The sequence below is a fragment of the Salinarimonas sp. genome (assembly GCF_046292825.1).
Taxonomy (GTDB): Bacteria; Pseudomonadota; Alphaproteobacteria; order Rhizobiales; family Beijerinckiaceae; genus Salinarimonas.
In genome coordinates this window covers 107,752-126,702 of record NZ_JBKBQG010000006.1, presented here as the reverse complement: position 1 = coordinate 126,702, position 18,951 = coordinate 107,752, and the positions used below count along the sequence as shown (strand labels likewise).

The following is an 18,951-nucleotide window of genomic DNA, read 5'->3' as shown; positions in this document are numbered from 1 at the left end:
GTCGTCTCGTCGAGCAGGCGTCGAGGATGCCGTCATGGCAGCGCCTCGAGCGCGCGCGCGAAGAAGTCCTCTCTGCCGAAATTGCCCGATTTCAGCGCGAGCGCGAGGGCGCCCGCGGGGGCCCCGAGGGCGAGGGTGGCGGGCACGCCCGGCGCGATCTGGGGGCCGATCGTGAGCGTGCGCACCTTCAACGCGTCGACGACCGCGCCCGAGGTCTCGCCGCCGGCGACGACGAGGCGGCGCAGGCCGTGCGCGACGAGGTGCTCGGCGATGCGCGCCATCAGCCCCTCGAGCGCATGACCCGCGGCGGCGGCGCCGAAGCGCGCCTGCACGGCGGCGACGATCTCCGGCGGAGCGCTCGTCGCGATCGCGACCGCCGCCGCGCCGCCGTCGACGAGATGCGTGCGGGCGAAATCGAGCGCGGAGGTCAGCGCGGCGTCCGGATCCTCCACCGCGCGCTCCGGATCGAGCCGCAGGACGGGCATGGTGCGCTCGGCCGCATCGAGCTGCGCGCGCGTCGCCGCCGAGCAGGAGCCGGCGAGGATCGCGGCCGGGCCTCCGACGGGCGGCAGCTTCGTCGCGGGGGAGGGGGCGACGCGCCCGCTCGCGAGAAGCGCGCGCGCAAGCCCGAGCCCGAGGCCGGACGCGCCCGTCGAGACGGGGGAGGCGAGGGCGGCGGCCCCGATCGCCGCGAGATCCTCGTCCGCCACGCAATCGACGATCGCCGCCCCGCACCCCGCTCCGGCCAGCGCGCTCGCCTGCGCGCCGACCGCGTCGGCCCCCGCGCGCACGGCGTCGAGATCGACGAGGCCGACCGGCGCCGCGCTCTGGCGCGCGAGGACGCACACGAGATCGGCGTCGCGCATCGGATTGAGCGGATGGTCCTTGAGCGGGCTCTCGGACAGGAGCCTGTCGCCGACGAAGAGATGGCCCTGGAAGACGCGACGCCCGGTCTCGGGGAAGGCCGGCGTCACGAGGCAGAGCCGCGTGCCCGTCGCGGCCCGCAGCGCGTCGGTGACGGGGCCGATATTGCCGGCATCGGTCGAATCGAAGGTCGAGCAGATCTTGTAGAGGACGTGCGTCGCCCCGCGCGCGACGAGCGCCGCGTGCGCCGACAGGGCCGCGGCGACGGCCTCCTCGGCGGGGACGGAGCGGATCTTGAGGGCGACGACCACGGCATCCGCGGTCGGGATCGGCGTGTCCGCATCGGGCAGGCCGATCGTCTGCACGGCGGCGAGGCCCGCGCGCGCGAACGTGTTGGCGAGATCGGTCGCGCCCGTGTAATCGTCGGCGATGGCGCCGAGCGTGATCGTGCGCACGGAACCGGCGCTCGCGACCTCAGCCATGCTCCTCCCCCGGCGCGCGACCCCGCGCGCTCGATCGCCCGCCTCCGGGCTTTTCCGTAGGTTATCGACAGTCAAACGCGGCCGCAATGGCCGTTTTTCTCTCGCGCGGACAGGAGCCCCGTGCGTGGATCGGCTGAAACCCCACGTTTCGAGGGTGTTTTGTTCGTCAGCCCTCTCCGCGCGGGAAGGCCGCGATCATCGGCCCGAGCGGGCGGAAGCCGTCGGAGCGCTCGAGATGGGGGGCGTAGAGCGCCGAGACGGAGCCGTCGAGATAGAGTGCGTTCGGCGTGCCGAGCGCGTCGCGGAACAGGCGGGCGAAATGGTGGAAGGTCACGGCCTCGTCCGAGATCGCGAACAGCACCCGCCCGTCCGGCCGCACGCCGACGCCGTTGCGGATGCGCAGCGAATCCGAGCCCGGCAGGAAGCGCGGATGCAGCCGCCCGTCGATCACGAGCATCGGACCCGATTGCGTGGCGATCTCCGCGTCGGGCGTCGCCGCGAGGAAATCCTGCGTGGTCATGACCCCGGCGCGGCCGCCCGCGACGTAGAACACGCCGTTGGGCAGCATGTGGAAATTGCCCGGCCCGTCGCGCGTGTTGAGCCGCTTGAGCTCGACGCCGTCCTCCACGTAGAGGCCGATCGGCGCGAGCTCGCGGTCGTACATGCCGGCATTCATCGCGAACAGGAGCGGGCGTCCCTCGATCTCCTTCGGCAGCCGGGCGGGCCGGGCGAAGGGGGTGCCGGTCTCGTCGGTCCAGAACAGCCGCAGATCGTGCTTTGCGAGATCGACGACGCACACGGTGAAGCGCCCGCCGTCGAAGGGGTGCGGGGCGCAGGGCTCGCTCGGATCCGCGTCGAGGGCGGCCGCCGGGGCGGCGAGGCCGAGCGCGAGCGCGGCGAGGAGCGCGCGCAGCCGTCGGTGGAGGCGCAGGCTCATACCAGCACCGGCTGCGGCGTCCGCTCTTCGACGTGGAAGACGCGCTTGTAGCGCTCGATCTCCGCGAGCGGCCCGATCGCCTTCGTCGGATTGTCGGAGAGCTTCACGGCGGGGCGCCCGTCGGCGCTGATCACCTTGCAGACGATCGAGATCGGATCGAGCGCGCCGTTGCCGACGAAGCCGCGGAAATCGTTCGTCAGGAGCGTTCCCCAGCCGAAGCCGAGGCGCATGCGGCCGGAGAACTTGCGGTGGATGCGCGCGATCAGGTCGACGTCGAGCGCGTCCGAGAAGATGGCGAGCTTCTGGCGCGGGTCCTGCCCGCGGGTGCGCCACCAGGCGATCGCCTCCTCGCCGCCCTCCAGCGGATCCTTCGAATCGATGCGGATGCCGGTCCAGGAGGCGACCCAGTCGGGGGCGTTGGCGAGGAAATTGGTGGTGCCGTAGGTGTCGGGCAGGATGACGCGCAGGTTGCCTTCGTAATCCTCCATCCAGTCGGAGAGGACGTCGTAGGGCGCCCGCGCCATCGCCGCCTCGGTCTCGGCGAGCGCGGTGTAGACCATCGGCAATTCGTGGGCGTTCGTGCCCACCGCCTCGACCTCGCGCCGCAGCGCGATGAGGCAATTCGAGGTGCCGAGGAAGCTCTCGCCCAGCCCCTCGATCATGGCCTGGACGCACCAATCCTGCCAGAGGAAGCCGTGGCGGCGGCGGGTGCCGAAATCGGCGATCGAGAGGTTGGGCAGCGCCTTGAGCGTCTGGATCTTCTCCCAGACGCGGCTCATCGCGCGCGCATAGAGCACCTGGAGCTCGAACTTGCCCATCTCGCGCAAGACCCCGCGCGAACGCAGCTCGTTGAGGATCGCGAGCGCGGGGATCTCCCACATCGTCGTCTCGATCCAGGGCCCCTCGAAGGTGAGGACGTATTGGCCGTCGCGGCGCTCGAGGTGGTAGGCGGGGAAGCGGAAGGTCTCGAGCCAGCCGATGAACTCGGGCGAGAACATCTGCCGCTTGCCGTAGAAGGTGTTGCCCCGCAGCCAGGTCGATTCGCCGCGCGTCAGCGATAGCGACCGCACGTGATCGAGCTGCTCGCGCAGTTCCCCCTCGTCGACGATGTCGGCGAGGCGCACCGATGTGGTGCGGTTCTGGATGCCGAAGGTGACCGCCACGTCCCGATGGCGACGAAAGATCGTCTGCGCCATCAGGAGCTTGTAGAAGTCGGTGTCGAGCACCGATCGGACGATCGGATCGATCTTCCAGTTGTGGTTGTAGACGCGTGTGGCGATGTCGACCATCGCGGCCCTTCTCCCGCATGTTCGGGGCATCGAGCGGCCACCATAGAGGCTTTCCCGCCGCTTGCCCATGGCCCGCCCATGCACGGGGCGCCGGGCGCGAACGCGCGGGCGTCAGGCGCGATCCTCCCCGGCCCGAGGCGGGGTCCGTTCGCCTCCACGAGGGCGACGGAGTGCACGCAGCGGCCTTCGTGCACCATACGACGCGAACGGCGCGCTCCCTCTCCTTCCCCTGAGGGGAAGGAGAGCGGCGGCGCATCGCCTTCTCGTCCGATGCGCAGATGACGACCCGTGCGCTCCGCAGGTTCGAGGGAGGAGCCCTGTCCGAGACCGCTCGTCAACCTGCCTCCGGGAAGGGCAGGACCGTCGTGGCGATGGAGAAGTAGATGATGACGCCGGCCGCGTCCGCGATCGAGGTGATCAGGGGCGCGCTCGCCGCCGCCGGATCGAGCTTGAGGCGCGACAGGAGGAAGGGCAGCGACATGCCGATCGTCGAGCCGACGAGCACGATCAGCACCATCGACGAGGCCACGACGAGGGCGATCTCCGGCCCGCCGCGGAACACGCCGATGACCGACACCGCGAGCGCCATCGTCAGGCCGAGAAGACCCGCGACCAGGACCTCGCGGCCGATCATCCGGCTCCAGTCGCGCATGCGCACGTCGCCGGTGGCGAGCCCGCGCACCATCAGCGTCGCGGCCTGCGAGCCGGCATTGCCGCCCGAATCGATCAGGAGCGGCAGGAAGAAGACGAGCGCCACGTAGGCCTCGATCGTCTCCTCGAAGGCGGCGATGCCCGCGCCCGAGAAGATGTTGCCGAAGACGAGAACCACGAGCCAGACGATGCGCAGCCGGTAGAGCATGAAGATGCTCGCCTCGCGCACGCTCGTCACGGCCGCGACCGCGCCGCCCTTGTGGCCGAGCCCCTCCTGGATGCCGCCGATCTTGCGGAATTCGCGCGTCGCCTCCTCCGCCTGGACGTCCATCGCGTCGTCGGTCGTGACGATGCCGACGAGGCGCGCGCGCTCGTCGAGGACGGGGAGCGCGATGAGGTCGTAATCGGCCACCTTGCGTGCGGCCTCGCCCTTCGGAGCGCTCGCCCGGACCGTCACGGGATCGCGGCGCATGACGTCGCTCACGCGCTTCGTGCCGGCGGCGAGAAGGAGGTCGCGCAGGGAGACGACGCCGAGGAGGCGGCGCTCGGGATCGACGACGTAGGCCTCGTAGATCGTCTCCGCGTCGGGCGCCTCGCGACGCAGGGCCTCGAAGGCGTTGGCGACGGAGAGATCGGGCGCGAGCGTCGCGTAGTCGGAGGTCATCACGGCGCCCGCCGTACCCTCGCCATAGGCGGCAAGGCGGCGGATGTCGTCGCGCTCGGCTTGCGCGAGGGCCGGGAGCAGCGTCTCCTGCTCGGCCGGGCTCATGCGCTTGAACACGTCGACCCGGTCGTCGTGCGACATTTCCGTGAAGATCGCGGCGAGATCGGCGCGGGGCATCGCCGCGACGAGATCGGCCTGCTGCTCGGGCGGAAGATAGCCGAACACGGCGCCGCGTTCGCCTGCGGGCAGGCCTGCGAGCAAGGCTGCCGCGCGCGCGGGCTCGAGCCCCGCCGCCTCGTTGGCGATGTCGGCGGGATGGGTGTCGGCGCGGCGCGCGCTCGGGCGGTCGACGACGGTCATGGCAGGTCTCCTGGGGCGAGGTGAGGATCGGTCGCGAGCGCCGCGGATCGACGCACGCCTTTCGGGGCTTTGGGGAGCTTTTCGGCGAGGCCGAGCCGCCAGGCGCGTCGCGCCATCTCGGTCCAGACCTCGTGGGGATCGATCCCGGCGTCGTGCCAGACGACGGCGAGGTGGTAGAGGAGGTCCGCGCTCTCGCGGACCACGCCGCCGCGGTCGCCGCGCTGCGCGTCGAGCGCGACCTCGGTCGCCTCCTCGACGAGCTTGCGCAGCTTCTTCGCGCGCCCGCTCGCGAGGAGCGCGCGCGTGCGCGGCGGCAGATCGGGACCGGCGAGGGCCGCGTGGAGGCGCTCGATCTGGCCCGAAGCAGGAGCCGCCCGATCGGCGGCGCAGGCACGGCGAAGGCGCGCACGCGCGCGGGTTCGCCGCTCCGGGCGGAGCGCGACGTGAAGGTTCATGGCGTCACCGGGTCAGTGGAGGGCGGCGTGCTCGTCGAGCGCGGGGCGGGGGCGCGCGCGGGTCGGGCCTCCGTCGCGCTCCTCGTCGTCCTCGACGATCCCGCGCGCATCGCCCGCGCGGATCACGTCGATGCCGCGCGCCTGCGCGCGGGCGACGAGATCGTGGGTGTGGCGACCGCCGGGGAGAGCGAGCACGCGATCGGGCCGGCTGTCGTCGAGCATGAAGGCGTTGCGCACGCCCTCGGCGCGCTTGCCGAGATGCTGCCAATTGGCCGGATAGCGGATCGCGTGGACGAGATTGGCGCGCGCCCACGCCTCGATGGCGGGGCCGAGCGTGGTGTGGCCGCCGTGGACGACGACGGTGAGGGCATGGTGCGCGTGCAGGCGCGAGAGCTCGCTCTCGACGAGACGCGCGTCGTGAAAGTGCCGTCCGGCACAGACGAGGAGCCGCATGGCCGCCTCCCAGGGTCAGGCGAAGAATCAGGAGCGTGGCGCGCGCCCGGATCGGGCGCCGGATCAGGCTCGGCTTCGACTGGGAGGGCGGGCGTCGCGGGCGCGGCGCAGGCAGGCCGCGAGCGCGGTGAGCGCACGTGCGAAGGCGCGCCGCCGACATTCGGCGGGCGGGAGCGCATGGCGGGGAGTGGCGAGCGTCGCTCTCATGGGCTCGTCTCCGATCGGGTCGACCCGATCGGAGCGGGCCACCCCCGTCGGAGGGGCCCGCGGCCGATCGAGCCTTCAGCCGATACCGTCGTTTCGGGACGCCCGACCGCGCGCGAGGGCGCTGGTCGAGGCGCTACTAGAGTAGCCGTCCATCGGTTTCGTCTTCGGGTTCGCGGAAAAAAGGACCGAGATGCGCACGACGCGCCCGGCACAACCGACTTGGCCCTTTCTGCCACGGATGTCAAGCCTTCATTCCGCCCGCGGCTCGAGCGCCAAAGGCGGCGCGCGAGAAAACGCTTCACCTCGCGGGCGCGCCCTGACACAAAGGGGCCGTCTCGTTCCCGGAGTGTCGTGCCATGCGCGTGATCGGGCTCGCCGGCTGGAGCGGCGCCGGCAAGACCACCCTTTTGAGGAAGCTGATCCCGGCGCTCGGCGCGCGCGGGCTGTCCGTCTCGACCCTCAAGCACGCCCACCACGCCTTCGACATCGACCAGCCCGGCAAGGACAGCCATGCCCATCGCGAGGCGGGGGCCCGCGAGGTGCTGATCGCCTCCGCGCGCCGCTTCGCCCTCGTCCACGAGATCCCGGAGGGCGCCGAGGAGCCGCCGCTCGGCGCGCTTCTCGAGCGGCTCTCGCCGGTCGATCTCGTGATCGTCGAAGGCTTCAAGGCCTATCCGCACCCCAAGATCGCGATCCATCGCGAGGCGAACGGCAAGCCGCATCTCCACGACCGCGCGCCCAACGTGCGGGCGATCGCGAGCGACGTGCCGGTGCCGGGCGCGGGCGTGCCGGTCGTGGCGCTCGACGACGTGGAGGCGATCGCGGAGATCGCGCTGCGCGAGGCGATGGCGCGCGACGCGCTCCTCGCGCTCCTCGCGCGGAGCCCCGTCCCCGCCCGCCTGTCGGCGCGCGCGACCGCCTGAGGGAGACGCGATCCGATGGCCCAGCTCTCGAACGATTGCTTCGCCTTCGGCGGCGCCCTCATGCGGGTGGACGAGGCGCTCGCGCTCGTCGAGGAGCGCCTCGCCCCGGTCGTGGGCGCGCAGAGCGTGCCGCTCGTCGAGGCCGACGGGCGCATCCTCGCCGACCCGGTGCACGCCCCGATCCCGCTGCCGCCCTTCTTCAACTCCGCCGTCGACGGCTATGCCGTGCGCCATGCCGATCTCGACGCGGCGGGGCCGACGCGCCTGCCCGTCGCCGGCCGGCTTCCCGCCGGCGCCGCGCCCGGGGGCGGGGAGGGGGCACGCGTGGCGTTGCGCATCTTCACGGGCGCTGCGATGCCGGAGGGGTTCGACACGGTCTACATGCAGGAGGACGCGCGCCGAGAGGGCGAGGCGGTCGTCCTGCCGGCGGGGCTGAAGGCCGGCGCCAACGCGCGGGAGGCCGGCGAGGACATCGCCCGCGGCGCGCTCGCCCTGCCCGCCGGCCAGCGGCTGAGCCCGCGCGACGTCGCGCTCCTCGCGGGGCTCGGGATCGAGCGGGTCGATGTCCGCGCGCCTCTCGTCGTCGGCGTGTTCTCGACCGGCGACGAGCTCGTGGCGCCGGGGGGCACGCTCGCGCCCGCGCAGCTCTACGACGCGAACCGGTTCATGCTCGGCGCGCTCCTGCGCCGGCTCGGCTGCGCCGTCGTCGATCTCGGCATCCTCCCCGATCGGCGCGCCGACGTCGCGCGCGCGCTCGCCGCCGCGGCCGAGCGGGTCGACGTGCTGATCACGTCGGGGGGCGTCTCGACGGGGGAGGAGGACCACGTCAAGGCGGCGGTCGAGGAGGCGGGCGCGCTCACCTTCTGGCGGGTCGGCATCAAGCCGGGGCGGCCGGTCGCGCTCGGCGTGGTGAAGGGCCGCGCCTTCATCGGCCTGCCCGGCAATCCGGCGGCCGTCTACGTGACCTTCACGATCATCGCCCGCGCGCTGATCGCGCGCCTCTCCGGCGAGACCTGGCGGCGGCCGCAGGGCGTGCCGGTGCGCGCCGGCTTCGCCTACAGGAAGAAGGAAGGCCGGCGGGAATTCGTCCGCTGCGCGCTCGCTCTCGGGGCGGACGGCGCGGCGATCGCCCGCAAGCACCCGCGCGAGGGCGCCGGGATCATCACGTCGTTGACGCAGACCGACGGCCTCGTCGAACTCCCCGAGGACGTCACCCGCATCGCGGAGGGCGATCCCGTGACTTTCCTCGACCACGCGATCCTGTGCCGCTGAGTGGCAGGGCGGCCACAGGACATTTTATTCCGTGGATAGGGGGGTTCAGGAGAATTTTCGGCTTGCACAACCCCATTCACGTCTCTAACTTAGGTTATGCGCCTGTGGGGGCGTACATCGAGAGCAACTGACCCGCCGAGCTTCGTCTCGGCGGGTTTTTTCTTGTTCTGGTTGTGTGGGTGGTCTCCCACCGCTGTCATCCCGTGCCGTGAAGCGGACCCGGGACCTACACGATTGACGCCGGTCCCAGCGCACAGCACATGCCGAGCCCGCGACAGGTTCAAGAGCCCCGGCTCCGCAGCGCCTCCAGGCGCGAGAGCGCGAACAGGCCCCAGATCAGGCCGAGCAGCAGATAATAGTGCCGCCAATGGTCGGTATCGATGATGAAGCCGAGCAGCATCTGCACGAACAATGTCGACCACACCGCGATCGCCACCGGCTGCAGCGAGAATCGTCGCGCCACCGTCGCGAAGCCCACGGCGATCGTCGCGAGCGTGAGCCCCAGATAGCTGATGCCGCCCAGCCAGCCGTAGGACGCGAAGGCATTCATGTAGACGTTGTGCGGCTCTTCCGGAAAGTGGCTGCGGAATTGCAGCGGTCCGAAACCGTTCGGCAGGCCGACGAGCATCGGCAGGGCCCGCGCCTGGTTGCCGAAGCGCCCCGTCGGGCCGGCATCGTATTCCTGGACGAGGTTCGCGCGCTGCTCCAGCATCTCGCGGATCGGCTCGACCGAGATCGCGGTGAGGAGCGCGCCCACCGCGAGGAAGGGCACGAGGAGGCCGAGGAGCACCATGCGCGTCCGCAGCCGCGCGTCCGAGCCGAGCACGAAGGTGAGCATCGCCATCATCAGGAGCGAGCCCGCCGTGTGCCCCCAGGCGCCGCGCGAGAAGGAGAGGAACACCCCGCCGAACAGGATCAGGCCGAGGAGCGCGAGATCGACGAGGACGCGCCCGCGGCGGAACAGGATCCTTTGCGCGAGGAGGAGGACGGGGAGGATGACGAAGGTGCCGAGCACGTTCGGATCCTTGAAGGTCCCCGACGCACGGTCGTGCAGCGTGAAGATCGCGGCAAGTCCCCCGACGTCGAAATAGCCGAGGATGCCGGCGAAGGAGGCGATCGCCGCGCCGACGATCAGGCCGCGGCCGAGCGCGTCGAAGCGCTCGGAGCCGCGCTCGAGCAGGATCATCGCGAAGAAGATGCTCGTCACCATCAGGTAGATGGAGATCGCGATGAACATCACGCTGTCGGTGACGTGGAGGAACGGCACGAGCGCGATCACGCCGCCGAGATTGAAGATCGCGAGCAGGATCGCCATCGGCAGGCTCGAGCGATGCAGCGCGAGCCCGCCGACGCCGAGCACCAGGACGCAGACGAAGAACAACAGCTCGTAGGGGGAGGGCTCGATCAGGACGACGCCCCCGCCCGCCCCGAGGAGCCACAAACAGGCATTCTCGACGCGCGGCGAGAAGGCGCGCGGGCGCGGGATCGCGTCGAGGGAAGCCGCCTTGGTGCTCAATAGGCGTTCTCGCGGTCGGTGAGGAGCGCGACGGGCGTCATCGCCAGGATCTGCAGGTCGAAGAACACCGACCAGTGCTCGATATAATAGAGGTCGTGCTCGACGCGGCGCTGGATCTTCTCCTGCGTGTCCGTCTCGCCGCGCCAGCCGTTGATCTGCGCCCAGCCGGTGATGCCGGGCTTGACCTTGTGGCGGGCGAAATAGCCGTCGACGACCTGATCGTAGAGCCGGTCCGCCGCCTTGGCGTGGAGCGCGTGCGGGCGCGGGCCGACGAGCGAGAGATTGCCGAAGAAGACCACGTTGAAGAGCTGCGGCAGCTCGTCGATCGAGGTCTTGCGGATGATCCGGCCGACGCGGGTGACGCGCGGGTCGTCCTTGGTGACGAGCTTCGACGCGCTCACGTCCGCCATGTCGGTATACATCGAGCGGAACTTGTAGACCTCGATCAGCTCGTTGTTGAAGCCGTAGCGCTTCTGCTTGAAGAAGACCGGCCCGCGCGAATCGAGCTTCACCGCGATCGCGGTCGCGACGAGGAACGGCGAGAGGAGGACGAGCAGGAGCGCGCCCACGACGCGGTCGAACAGCGACTTGACGACGACGTCCCAGTCGCGGATCGGGCGGTCGAGCACGTCGAGGACGGGCACCGAGCCGATATAGGAATAGGAGCGCGGGCGCAGCCGCAGCTTGCTCGCCTGCGCCGAGAGGCGGATGTCGATCGGCAGGACCCAGAGCTTCGAGAGCATCTGCAGGAGCCGCTCCTCGGCCGAGATCGGCACGGTGAAGACGACGAGGTCGAGATGCGTGCGGCGGGCATAGTCGACGAGATCGTCGACGCGGCCTAGCTTCGGATAGCCGGCGACGACGTCCGAGGAGCGATCGTCCGAGCGGTCGTCGAAGACGCCGACGATGCGGATACCGCTGTCGGGCTGGGCGTCGAGCGCCTTGATCATCGCCTCCGCGGCCGGGCCGCCGCCGACGATCGCGGTGCGGCGATCGAAGCGGCCGGCCCGCGTCATCGCGGTCACGATCCCGCACAGGACGAGCCGCGTCGCCGCGAGCGAGACGAGGCCGGCGGCGTACCAGGAGACGAGCCAGACCCGCGAGAAATGGTCCCCCGCCTTCAGGAGGAAGACCGCCGCGAGCGCGCAGAGGACGACGAGGCTCCAGCCGCCGACGACCTTGGTCATGAAGCGGAAATAGGCGCGGAACGCGTGGATTGAATAGGTCCCGAGGCCCTGCAGCACGATCGCCGCCGCGATGGAGAGGCCGACGAGGGCGAGCCAGTAATCGGTGGTCAGCGGCTCGGCGAGGTAGAGCCGGTGGGCGACGAGCCCGGTCGCGAGGAGGAGGAGCGCCTCGATCGCGCGCACCATCCCGACGAGGACGACGGGCGACCATTTCCGGTCGGGCACGACGGCCGCCGCGCTCTCGGCGATCGGGACCCGCGCGCGCCCTTCCGGCGGGCGTTGCGCCGCGGCCCCCTCGGCCGTCAGGCTGGCGGCGGCGCTCATCAGATCGCGGATGTTGACCAGGCTCATGAGGGCGTGTCCGGCTCGTTCGTTGATCTCGATCTTCGTCGAAACAGCTTCGAATTCGCTTAAGGCCGGGCGGGCGCGAGCGCGTCTTCCCCGGCGAGGCCGAGCGCCTGCGCGTAGCCGGCGATCACGGAATCGACCATGGTCTCCAGCCGAAAGCCCGCCCGGATGCGCGCCGCGAGCGCCTCCGCGGCGTGCGCGCGCGCCGCGTCGCTCTCGTCGAGCTTGGCGAGGATCGCGTCGGCGAGCCGCTCGGGATCGTCGGGCGGGATCAGCGCGTCGGCGAGGGGGCCGTAGATCTCGGGAATGCCGCCGACCCGCGTCGCGATCAGCGGCTGGCGCGCCGCGGCGGCTTCGAGCACCACGTAGGGCAGCGATTCCGCGCGCGAGGGCACGACCATCACGCGACCGCGGCCGAGCACGTCCCGGATCGGCCGGGGCGGCGCGAAGGTGACGGCATCGGCGATGCCGAGGCGCTCGGCCTCCCCCGCGAGGGCGGCCTCGTCGGGCCCCGAGCCGACGCACAGGACGCGCAGCCGGCGCCCGCGCGCGGCGAGGCGCGCCACCGCGTGCAGCAGCGTGTCGACGCCTTTGAAGGCGCGCATCTCGCCGATATAGAACAGGTCGAACGCTTCGCGGCTCGTGTCGATCGGCTCGAACTCGGCCTCCGCGACCCCGTTGTGGACGACGCGGATGCGGTCCTCCGAGCCGCGGATCTCCTGCCGGAAGCGGTCCGCCACATAGGCGCTCTCGAAGGTGAACAGCTCGGTGCGCCGGGCGAGGATCCGCTCGATCCCCATATAGACGTTCTTCGAGAGGCGGCCGGCATTGGCGTGGAAGCTGCCGCCGTGGGGCGTGTAGACGCGCGCCACGGGCCCGAAGCCGGACGGGATCCGAAGAAGCCGCACATAGGCGCCGCCCTTGGCCCCGTGGCCGTGCAGCACCCGCGCCTGCGCCTGCGCCTGCAGGCGGGAGAGGGCGCGGATCGCGGCGATGTCGCCGAGCCCCGGCTCGCGCGGCATCGCGACGCGGTGGAGGCCGAGCGAGAGCGACGGCGCGAGCGCGGCGAGCGCGGCCTCGCCCGCGGGATGCCCGTGCGTCTCGTCGCAGACGAGGCCGACCGCGTAGCCGCGCGCGACCTGCTCGCGGGCGAGATCGAGCACGTGGCGGAACAGACCGCCGACCGGTGCCCGGAAGACGTGGAGGATGCGCAGACGCGGCATCGTCCGGTGAATGTTCATGTCCGCTCTCCCCGGCCTCCGGCGCGGCGAGACCACGGTCTCCTCAGAGCCAACGCTCCCTGACCACGATCGTGTCGCCGGGCCGAACGGGAAAGGTCAATGGCACGGTTTCCGTTACGATTGCGTCACTCGTCACGCGGGAAATCTCGACCGATCGCCGCTCCGCCCGCGGCGTGAAGCCGCCGGCGATGGCCACCGCGGTCTGCGCGGTCATGCCGTTGACGAAAGGAAACTGGCCGGAATTCGTCACCTCGCCCATGATGAAGAACGGGCGATAGGTGTCGACCTCGACCGCCACGCGCGGATCGCGCAGGAAGCCCGCCCGCAGCCGCTCGGCGACGCGCGCCTCGATCGCGGCCGTCGTCGCCCCCGCGACGGGGATCGCGCCGACGAGCGGCATCGCGATCGCTCCGACCGCGTCCACCGTGTAGAGGTTCGAGAGGTCGTCCTGCCCGAACACGATGATCCGCAGCCTGTCGCCGGCCGCGACGCGGTACTGCGTCTCGAATTCCGCCTCGAGCAGGCGCGGGCGCGGCGTGACGCAGCCCGCGAGCAACGGGGCGGCCATGACGAGGGCGATGGCGCGGCGACGGGTGAGCATGCGTGTCGAGCTTCCTCTTTCCGCCTGAGAGGTTTAGGCGCGCATGGTTAACGAGCGGTGACCGCGTGGCGCGGTTGACAGGGGCGGCGGGTCGCTATATTGCACCCGGCAAGAGCGCGGGTCTCGGATCGGGGCCCGCGTTCGCGTTCGAGCGCAAGCTCGGGCTCTGTACGCACCCGTGGGCCGGTCCGCCGGCCCTGTCGTCCCGAGAGGGAAGAGGAGGGCGCGTTCCTCGACAACACCAAGATCGCAGAGGAACAGCGATGTCGAAGCGCATTCAGGCGAAGCACAAGATCGACCGGCGCCTGGGTCAGAACATCTGGGGCCGCCCGAAGAGCCCCGTCAACAAGCGCGAATACGGCCCCGGCCAGCACGGCCAGCGCCGCAAGGGCAAGCTCTCCGACTTCGGCACGCAGCTGCGCGCCAAGCAGAAGCTCAAGGGCTATTACGCCAACATCACCGAGAAGCAGTTCCGCCGCTACTACGCCGAGGCGATCCGCCAGAAGGGCGATTCCGGCGAGAACCTGATCGGTCTGCTCGAGCGCCGTCTCGACGCGGTGGTCTACCGCGCGAAGTTCGCGCCGACCCCGTTCGCGTCGCGCCAGTTCGTCAACCACGGCCACGTCCGGGTCAACGGGCGCCGCGTCAACATCCCGAGCTTCCTCGTCAAGCCCGGCGACGTGATCGAGGTGAAGGACGCCTCGAAGCAGCTCGTCATCGTGCTCGAGTCCGTGTCGCTCGCCGAGCGCGACGTGCCGGACTACATCGAGGTCGACCACCAGAAGATGGTCGCCAAGTTCGGCCGCATCCCGACCCTCTCCGAGGTGCCCTATCCGGTCCAGATGGAGCCGAACCTCGTGATTGAGTTCTACTCGCGCTGATCCGCGCAAGCGATTGCGACGATTGTCGAAGAGCCGCCCGGGAAACCGGGCGGCTCTTTTCGTTCATGCGCGGCCGCTCACCGTCTCATTCGGGGACGCTGGTCCGAGGGACTAGGGAGTGCAGAGATCGTCGGTCTCGCAGGCGTCTGACGGGCAGAGGACGCTCCCTTTCCTTCCCCTCAGGGGAAGGTGGCTCCGGACCCGAACCGGGTCCGGAGCCGGATGGGGTCGCTCGCTCCGATGGAGCGAAGGGGTGCTGGGCTTCTCCTTACGTAAGGAGCTTTAGGACCACGCCCCTTCGCCGCTTGCGCGGCGAAAAACCCCATCCGACCCGTCGGCTCCGCCGCCGGGCCACCTTCCCCTGAGGGGAAGGAGAGCGGCGGCGCCGGATCTTCTCCTCGATGCGCAGATCACGACGTGTGTGATGTTCGACGCGCCGAGGGGAGGGGAAACCGCCGAGTTCCTCGCCCTCCGCCCCGGCTCGCCGACGAGCCGGCGATCAGCGCGTGCGATCCGGCCCGCGGCCCTCGCGGCCCATGCGGTGGTGGTAGCCGCGATCGCGCATGCGCATCGGGCGCTCCATCCGCGGGCGCGGCCCGTCCATCGACCGCATGCCGAAGAGCGCCGGGAGCGTCGCGCGCTGGCCCTCGTCGAGGCTGTCCCAGAGCGGGCGGAGCGCCTCGACGAGCTGGACCTGCTCCTGCGTGCGCGCCGCGGCGAGCGCGCTGCGCCGCTCCATGCGGGTCATGAAATCGAGCGCGGGCTCGGTCTCGACGACGCCGGCCTGGGCCGCGCGCTCGGCGCGGGCGGCGTGGGCGTCGCGCATCGCCTGCTCGACGGGCTCGAACAGCGTCTCCTGCTCGTCGGATAGGCGCAGGCCGGCGCGCAGCGCGGCGATGCGCGCGTCGAGCAGAGCCTCCCGATCGGGCTGCGCCTGCGCGGTCGGCGCGGGAGCCGCCTCGCGGGGGGCTTCCTGCGCCTGGGGTGCGGGCTGCTGCTGCGCCAGGGCCGGGGCGCCCGCGAGCGCGGTCGCGGCCAAGAGTGCGACGATGAAGGGGCGGGTCATGAGCATCTCCTGCTTCTTGCGGGGCCCCGATTCGCCGGGGCCGAGACGTGAAATGTCGCCCCGCTCCGGTGTTCCCCGCCTGTCCGGCGCATGACCATTTCGTCATGATCGTTGCCGCCGGGGCCCCCGTGCCCGAGAATGAACGCGCGCCGCGCATTGGACGCACGCCACCTGGGGAAATCTTCCCCGAGCCCGACAACAGAGCCTTGCGCGCGCACGGAACTTGCTTGAGCTTGTGTCTCTTGGGATGAGGAGAGCTTCGCCCCGTGTCGATCCGCGTCGCGCTGCACCACGTCACGCACTACACCTACGATCGCCCGGTGGGCATCGGCCCGCAGGTGATCCGCCTGCGGCCGGCGCCACATACGCGCACCCGCGTGCCGAGCTACTCGCTCAAGGTCACGCCCGAGCAGCACTTCGTGAACTGGCAGCAGGACCCGCACGGCAATTGGCTCGCGCGGCTCGTCTTTCCGGAGAAGGCGACGCAGCTCAAGATCGAGGTCGACCTCGTCGCCGACATGGCGGTCGTCAACCCGTTCGACTTCTTCGTCGAGCCCTATGCGGAGAAGGCGCCCTTCGTCTACGCGCCGGAGCTCGCGCAGGAGCTCAAGCCCTATCTCGAGCCCGAGGCGGCCGGCCCCGAGCTCTCCGCCTTTCTGAGCGGATTGCCGCAAGAGCCGACGGGCACGATCGATTTCCTGGTCGATCTCAACCTGCGCGTCAACCGCGCGGTCGCCTACGTGATCCGCATGGAGCCCGGCGTCCAGGACCCGGAGGAGACGCTGTCGCTGCGCTCGGGCTCGTGCCGCGATTCGGCCTGGCTGCTCGTCCAGATCCTGCGCAATCTCGGTTTCGCCGCGCGCTTCGTCTCGGGCTATCTCATCCAGCTCAAGGCCGACGTCGACCCGATCGAGGGGCCGAAGGGCACCGCGCACGATTTCACCGATCTGCACGCCTGGGCGGAGGTCTACATCCCCGGCGCGGGATGGGTGGGGATGGACGCGACGTCGGGGCTGTTCTGCGGCGAGGGCCACATCCCGCTCGCCGCGACCCCGCATTACCGCTCGGCGGCGCCCATCACGGGAGCGACGGACCCGGCCAACGTCGAGTTCGGCTTCGAGATGCACGTCATGCGCATCGACGAGGCCCCGCGCGTCACGGCGCCCTTCGACGACGGCGCCTGGTCCGCGCTCGACGCGCTCGGCGCGCGGGTCGACGCCGACCTCGTCGCGCAGGACGTGCGGCTGACCATGGGCGGCGAGCCGACCTTCGTCTCGATCGACGATTTCCAGTCGGCCGAATGGAACATCGCGGCGGTGGGCCCCACCAAGCGGGCGCGGGCCGACGACCTGATCCGGCGCCTGCGCGCGCGCTTCGCGCCCGGCGGCTTCCTGCATTACGGACAGGGCAAGTGGTATCCCGGCGAGAGCCTGCCGCGCTGGGCGTTCGCGCTCTATTGGCGGCGCGACGGGGTGCCGATCTGGCGCGATCCGAACCTCATCGCGACCGAGGCCCGCACCCGCCCCAATGCCGGCACCGCCGATGCCCAGGCGATCGCGGAGGGCATCGCCGAGCGCCTCGGGCTCGATGCGCAATACGTCTCTCCCGCCTTCGAGGACCCGGCGCATTGGATGCTGCAGGAGGGGCAGCTCCCCGAGAACGTCGATCCGCTCGATCCGAAGCTCGCGGATGCGGAGGCGCGCGCGCGGATGGTGCGCGTCTTCGAGCGGGGGCTCGGCACGCCCGCGGGCTTCGTGCTGCCGATCCAGCGCTGGAACGCGCCCCATCGCGACCGCCGTTGGCGCTCGGAACGGTGGCGGCTTCGCCGCGGGCGGCTGTTCCTGGTGCCCGGCGATTCCCCCGTCGGCTACCGCCTTCCCCTGAACGCGCTGCCGTGGGTGCCGCCCTCGTCCTATCCGCACGTCCACCCGCAGGACCCGCTCGAGCCGCGCGGCGCGCTGCCGGTGCTCGATCTGCCCGAGCGCGCGCCCGAGGCCGAGCGCCAGCGCGTCGTCGAGCAGGTGCCCTCCGACATGGCGGTGCGCACCGCGCTCGCCGTCGAGGTCAGGGACGGGGTGACGACCGTGTTCATGCCCCCCGTCGAGCGGGTGGAGGATTATCTCGAGCTCCTCGCGGCGATCGAGGCCTCCGCGCGGGAGACGGGCATCCCCGTCCATGTCGAGGGCTACCCGCCGCCCTACGATCCGCGACTCGACGTCATCAAGGTCACCCCCGATCCCGGCGTGATCGAGGTGAACGTCCAGCCCGCGCGCGATTGGCGCGACGCGGTCGCGATCACGCAGGGGCTCTACGAGGACGCGCGCCAGGCGCGGCTCACGGCCGAGAAGTTCATGGTCGACGGCCGCCACACCGGCACGGGGGGCGGCAACCATGTGGTGCTCGGCGGCGCGAGCCCGCCCGATTCGCCCTTCCTGCGCCGGCCCGACCTCTTGAAGAGCCTCGTGCTCTATTGGCAGCGCCACCCTTCGCTCTCCTACCTCTTCTCGGGGCTGTTCATCGGGCCGACCTCGCAGGCGCCGCGCATCGACGAGGCGCGCCACGACGGGCTCTACGAGCTCGAGATCGCGCTCGCGCAGGTGCCGCATCCGAGCGAGGGGAGCGTGCCGCCCTGGCTCGTCGATCGCTTGTTCCGCAACCTCCTCGTCGACGTCACCGGCAACACCCACCGCGCCGAGATCTGCATCGACAAGCTCTACTCCCCCGATGGGCCGACGGGGCGGCTCGGGCTCGTCGAATTCCGCTCCTTCGAGATGCCGCCGGACGCGCGCATGTCGCTCGCCCAGCAGCTCCTCCTGCGCGCCCTCGTCGCCTGGTTCTGGCGCGAGCCGCAGGAGGGGAGGCTCGTTCGCTGGGGCACCGCTCTGCACGACCGTTTCATGCTGCCGCACTACGTCTGGGAGGATTTCCAGACGGTGCTCGGCGATCTCGCGGAGGCGGGCTATGCCTTCGATCCCGCCTGGTTCGAGGCCCTGTACGAGTTCCGCTTCCCGCTCTTCGGCCGCGTTCAGCACGGCGGCGTCACGCTCGAATTGCGCGGCGCGCTCGAGCCCTGGCACGTGATGGGCGAGGAAGGCGCGATCGGGGGCACGGTGCGCTACGTCGACAGCTCGGTCGAGCGGCTGCAGGTCGCCGCGCGCGGCTTCGTCGAGGGCCGCCACGTCGTCGCCTGCAACGGGCGCCGCCTGCCGATGACGGGCACGGGCAAGGTCGGCGAGGCGGTCGCGGGCGTGCGCTACAAGGCCTGGCAGCCGGCCTCGGGGCTCCACCCGACGATCCCCGTCCACGCGCCGCTCACCTTCGACGTGATCGACACCTGGAACGGGCGCTCGCTCGGCGGTTGCGTCTACCACGTCGCCCATCCCGGCGGCCGCAATTACGAGACGAATCCCGTCAATGCCTACGAGGCCGAGGCCCGGCGTCTCGCGCGCTTCCAGGATCACGGCCACACGCCCGGCCGCATCGCGGCGCCTCCCGAGGAGCGGCCGGGCGAGTTCCCGCTGACCCTCGACCTGCGCGCGCCGGCGAGGCGCTGA

Annotated in this window: 15 protein-coding genes; 4 read left to right on the top strand and 11 right to left on the bottom strand. The window is 71.1% G+C overall.

The genetic code is table 11. From position 1 onward, the window contains the following. Window positions 1-32: 32 nt before the first annotated feature. The 6 genes from otnK to ACK4UM_RS05470 form a co-directional block, all read right to left on the bottom strand. Complete coding sequence (gene otnK, locus ACK4UM_RS05495; RefSeq protein ID WP_409796638.1) at window positions 33-1,346, bottom strand: 3-oxo-tetronate kinase; 1,314 nt, start codon at window positions 1,344-1,346, stop codon at window positions 33-35. A 166-nt stretch (window positions 1,347-1,512) separates the two neighbouring features. After that, the gene (locus ACK4UM_RS05490; protein WP_409796636.1) at window positions 1,513-2,283 is read right to left on the bottom strand and encodes a phosphodiester glycosidase family protein; all 771 of its coding nucleotides are present in this window, start codon (window positions 2,281-2,283) and stop codon (window positions 1,513-1,515) included. After that, complete coding sequence (gene pncB / locus ACK4UM_RS05485; protein ID WP_409796634.1) at window positions 2,280-3,572, bottom strand: nicotinate phosphoribosyltransferase; 1,293 nt, start codon at window positions 3,570-3,572, stop codon at window positions 2,280-2,282. Before pncB ends, ACK4UM_RS05490 begins: the two co-directional genes overlap by 4 nt. 334 nt (window positions 3,573-3,906) lie before the next feature. Beyond that, window positions 3,907-5,247, bottom strand: coding sequence for a magnesium transporter (mgtE, locus tag ACK4UM_RS05480; RefSeq protein WP_409796632.1), 1,341 nt, complete (start codon window positions 5,245-5,247; stop codon window positions 3,907-3,909). Next, window positions 5,244-5,702: a phosphoribosyl-ATP diphosphatase gene (gene hisE / locus ACK4UM_RS05475; RefSeq protein WP_409796630.1), complete on the bottom strand. Its 459-nt coding sequence runs from the start codon at window positions 5,700-5,702 to the stop codon at window positions 5,244-5,246. The genes mgtE and hisE overlap by 4 nt, the downstream gene beginning before the upstream one ends. Window positions 5,703-5,714: 12 nt before the next feature. After that, window positions 5,715-6,155, bottom strand: coding sequence for a DUF2493 domain-containing protein (locus ACK4UM_RS05470; RefSeq protein WP_409796628.1), 441 nt, complete (start codon window positions 6,153-6,155; stop codon window positions 5,715-5,717). A gap of 563 nt (window positions 6,156-6,718) precedes the next feature. Here ACK4UM_RS05470 and mobB point away from each other — a divergent pair. Together mobB and glp are read left to right on the top strand one after the other, a co-directional pair. After that, window positions 6,719-7,285: a molybdopterin-guanine dinucleotide biosynthesis protein B gene (gene mobB, locus ACK4UM_RS05465; protein WP_409796626.1), complete on the top strand. Its 567-nt coding sequence runs from the start codon at window positions 6,719-6,721 to the stop codon at window positions 7,283-7,285. A gap of 15 nt (window positions 7,286-7,300) precedes the next feature. Then, on the top strand, window positions 7,301-8,557 hold the full coding sequence (gene glp / locus ACK4UM_RS05460) for a gephyrin-like molybdotransferase Glp (protein ID WP_409796624.1): 1,257 nt from the start codon (window positions 7,301-7,303) through the stop codon (window positions 8,555-8,557). A 280-nt stretch (window positions 8,558-8,837) separates the two neighbouring features. Here glp and ACK4UM_RS05455 read toward each other — a convergent pair whose 3' ends face one another. Genes ACK4UM_RS05455 through ACK4UM_RS05440 form a run of 4 tightly spaced genes read right to left on the bottom strand, consistent with a single transcriptional unit; the run spans window position 8,838 to window position 13,450 of the window. Next, complete coding sequence (locus tag ACK4UM_RS05455) at window positions 8,838-10,073, bottom strand: O-antigen ligase family protein (protein WP_409796622.1); 1,236 nt, start codon at window positions 10,071-10,073, stop codon at window positions 8,838-8,840. After that, a complete protein-coding gene (locus ACK4UM_RS05450; protein WP_409796620.1) occupies window positions 10,070-11,611 on the bottom strand; it encodes an undecaprenyl-phosphate glucose phosphotransferase in 1,542 nt (513 codons plus the stop codon). Before ACK4UM_RS05450 ends, ACK4UM_RS05455 begins: the two co-directional genes overlap by 4 nt. 59 nt (window positions 11,612-11,670) lie before the next feature. Then, window positions 11,671-12,849: a glycosyltransferase family 4 protein gene (locus ACK4UM_RS05445; protein ID WP_409796618.1), complete on the bottom strand. Its 1,179-nt coding sequence runs from the start codon at window positions 12,847-12,849 to the stop codon at window positions 11,671-11,673. Window positions 12,850-12,892: 43 nt separating this feature from the next. Next, the gene (locus tag ACK4UM_RS05440) at window positions 12,893-13,450 is read right to left on the bottom strand and encodes a polysaccharide biosynthesis/export family protein (RefSeq protein WP_409796616.1); all 558 of its coding nucleotides are present in this window, start codon (window positions 13,448-13,450) and stop codon (window positions 12,893-12,895) included. Between the two features lie 263 nt (window positions 13,451-13,713). Between ACK4UM_RS05440 and rpsD the strand changes: the two genes are divergently transcribed. Continuing rightward, on the top strand, window positions 13,714-14,331 hold the full coding sequence (gene rpsD / locus ACK4UM_RS05435) for a 30S ribosomal protein S4 (RefSeq protein ID WP_409796614.1): 618 nt from the start codon (window positions 13,714-13,716) through the stop codon (window positions 14,329-14,331). Window positions 14,332-14,830: 499 nt separating this feature from the next. On the opposite strand, the gene ACK4UM_RS05430 is transcribed toward rpsD, so the two are convergent. Continuing rightward, complete coding sequence (locus tag ACK4UM_RS05430; RefSeq protein WP_409796612.1) at window positions 14,831-15,397, bottom strand: Spy/CpxP family protein refolding chaperone; 567 nt, start codon at window positions 15,395-15,397, stop codon at window positions 14,831-14,833. Window positions 15,398-15,663: 266 nt separating this feature from the next. Here ACK4UM_RS05430 and ACK4UM_RS05425 point away from each other — a divergent pair, with 266 nt between their 5' ends. Further along, complete coding sequence (locus ACK4UM_RS05425; protein WP_409796610.1) at window positions 15,664-18,951, top strand: DUF2126 domain-containing protein; 3,288 nt, start codon at window positions 15,664-15,666, stop codon at window positions 18,949-18,951.

Excerpts from the sequence above, each read along its gene's own strand:
- ACK4UM_RS05445 (WP_409796618.1), bottom strand. The coding sequence starts at position 12,849 with ATGAACATTCACCGGACGATGCCGCGTCTGCGCATCCTCCACGTCTTC.
- ACK4UM_RS05430 (WP_409796612.1), bottom strand. The coding sequence starts at position 15,397 with ATGACCCGCCCCTTCATCGTCGCACTCTTGGCCGCGACCGCGCTCGCG.
- rpsD (WP_409796614.1), top strand. The coding sequence starts at position 13,714 with ATGTCGAAGCGCATTCAGGCGAAGCACAAGATCGACCGGCGCCTGGGT.
- mgtE (WP_409796632.1), bottom strand. The coding sequence starts at position 5,247 with ATGACCGTCGTCGACCGCCCGAGCGCGCGCCGCGCCGACACCCATCCC.
- glp (WP_409796624.1), top strand. The coding sequence starts at position 7,301 with ATGGCCCAGCTCTCGAACGATTGCTTCGCCTTCGGCGGCGCCCTCATG.
- ACK4UM_RS05470 (WP_409796628.1), bottom strand. The coding sequence starts at position 6,155 with ATGCGGCTCCTCGTCTGTGCCGGACGGCACTTTCACGACGCGCGTCTC.
- pncB (WP_409796634.1), bottom strand. The coding sequence starts at position 3,572 with ATGGTCGACATCGCCACACGCGTCTACAACCACAACTGGAAGATCGAT.
- ACK4UM_RS05450 (WP_409796620.1), bottom strand. The coding sequence starts at position 11,611 with ATGAGCCTGGTCAACATCCGCGATCTGATGAGCGCCGCCGCCAGCCTG.
- otnK (WP_409796638.1), bottom strand. The coding sequence starts at position 1,346 with ATGGCTGAGGTCGCGAGCGCCGGTTCCGTGCGCACGATCACGCTCGGC.
- hisE (WP_409796630.1), bottom strand. The coding sequence starts at position 5,702 with ATGAACCTTCACGTCGCGCTCCGCCCGGAGCGGCGAACCCGCGCGCGT.
- ACK4UM_RS05490 (WP_409796636.1), bottom strand. The coding sequence starts at position 2,283 with ATGAGCCTGCGCCTCCACCGACGGCTGCGCGCGCTCCTCGCCGCGCTC.
- mobB (WP_409796626.1), top strand. The coding sequence starts at position 6,719 with ATGCGCGTGATCGGGCTCGCCGGCTGGAGCGGCGCCGGCAAGACCACC.
- ACK4UM_RS05440 (WP_409796616.1), bottom strand. The coding sequence starts at position 13,450 with ATGCTCACCCGTCGCCGCGCCATCGCCCTCGTCATGGCCGCCCCGTTG.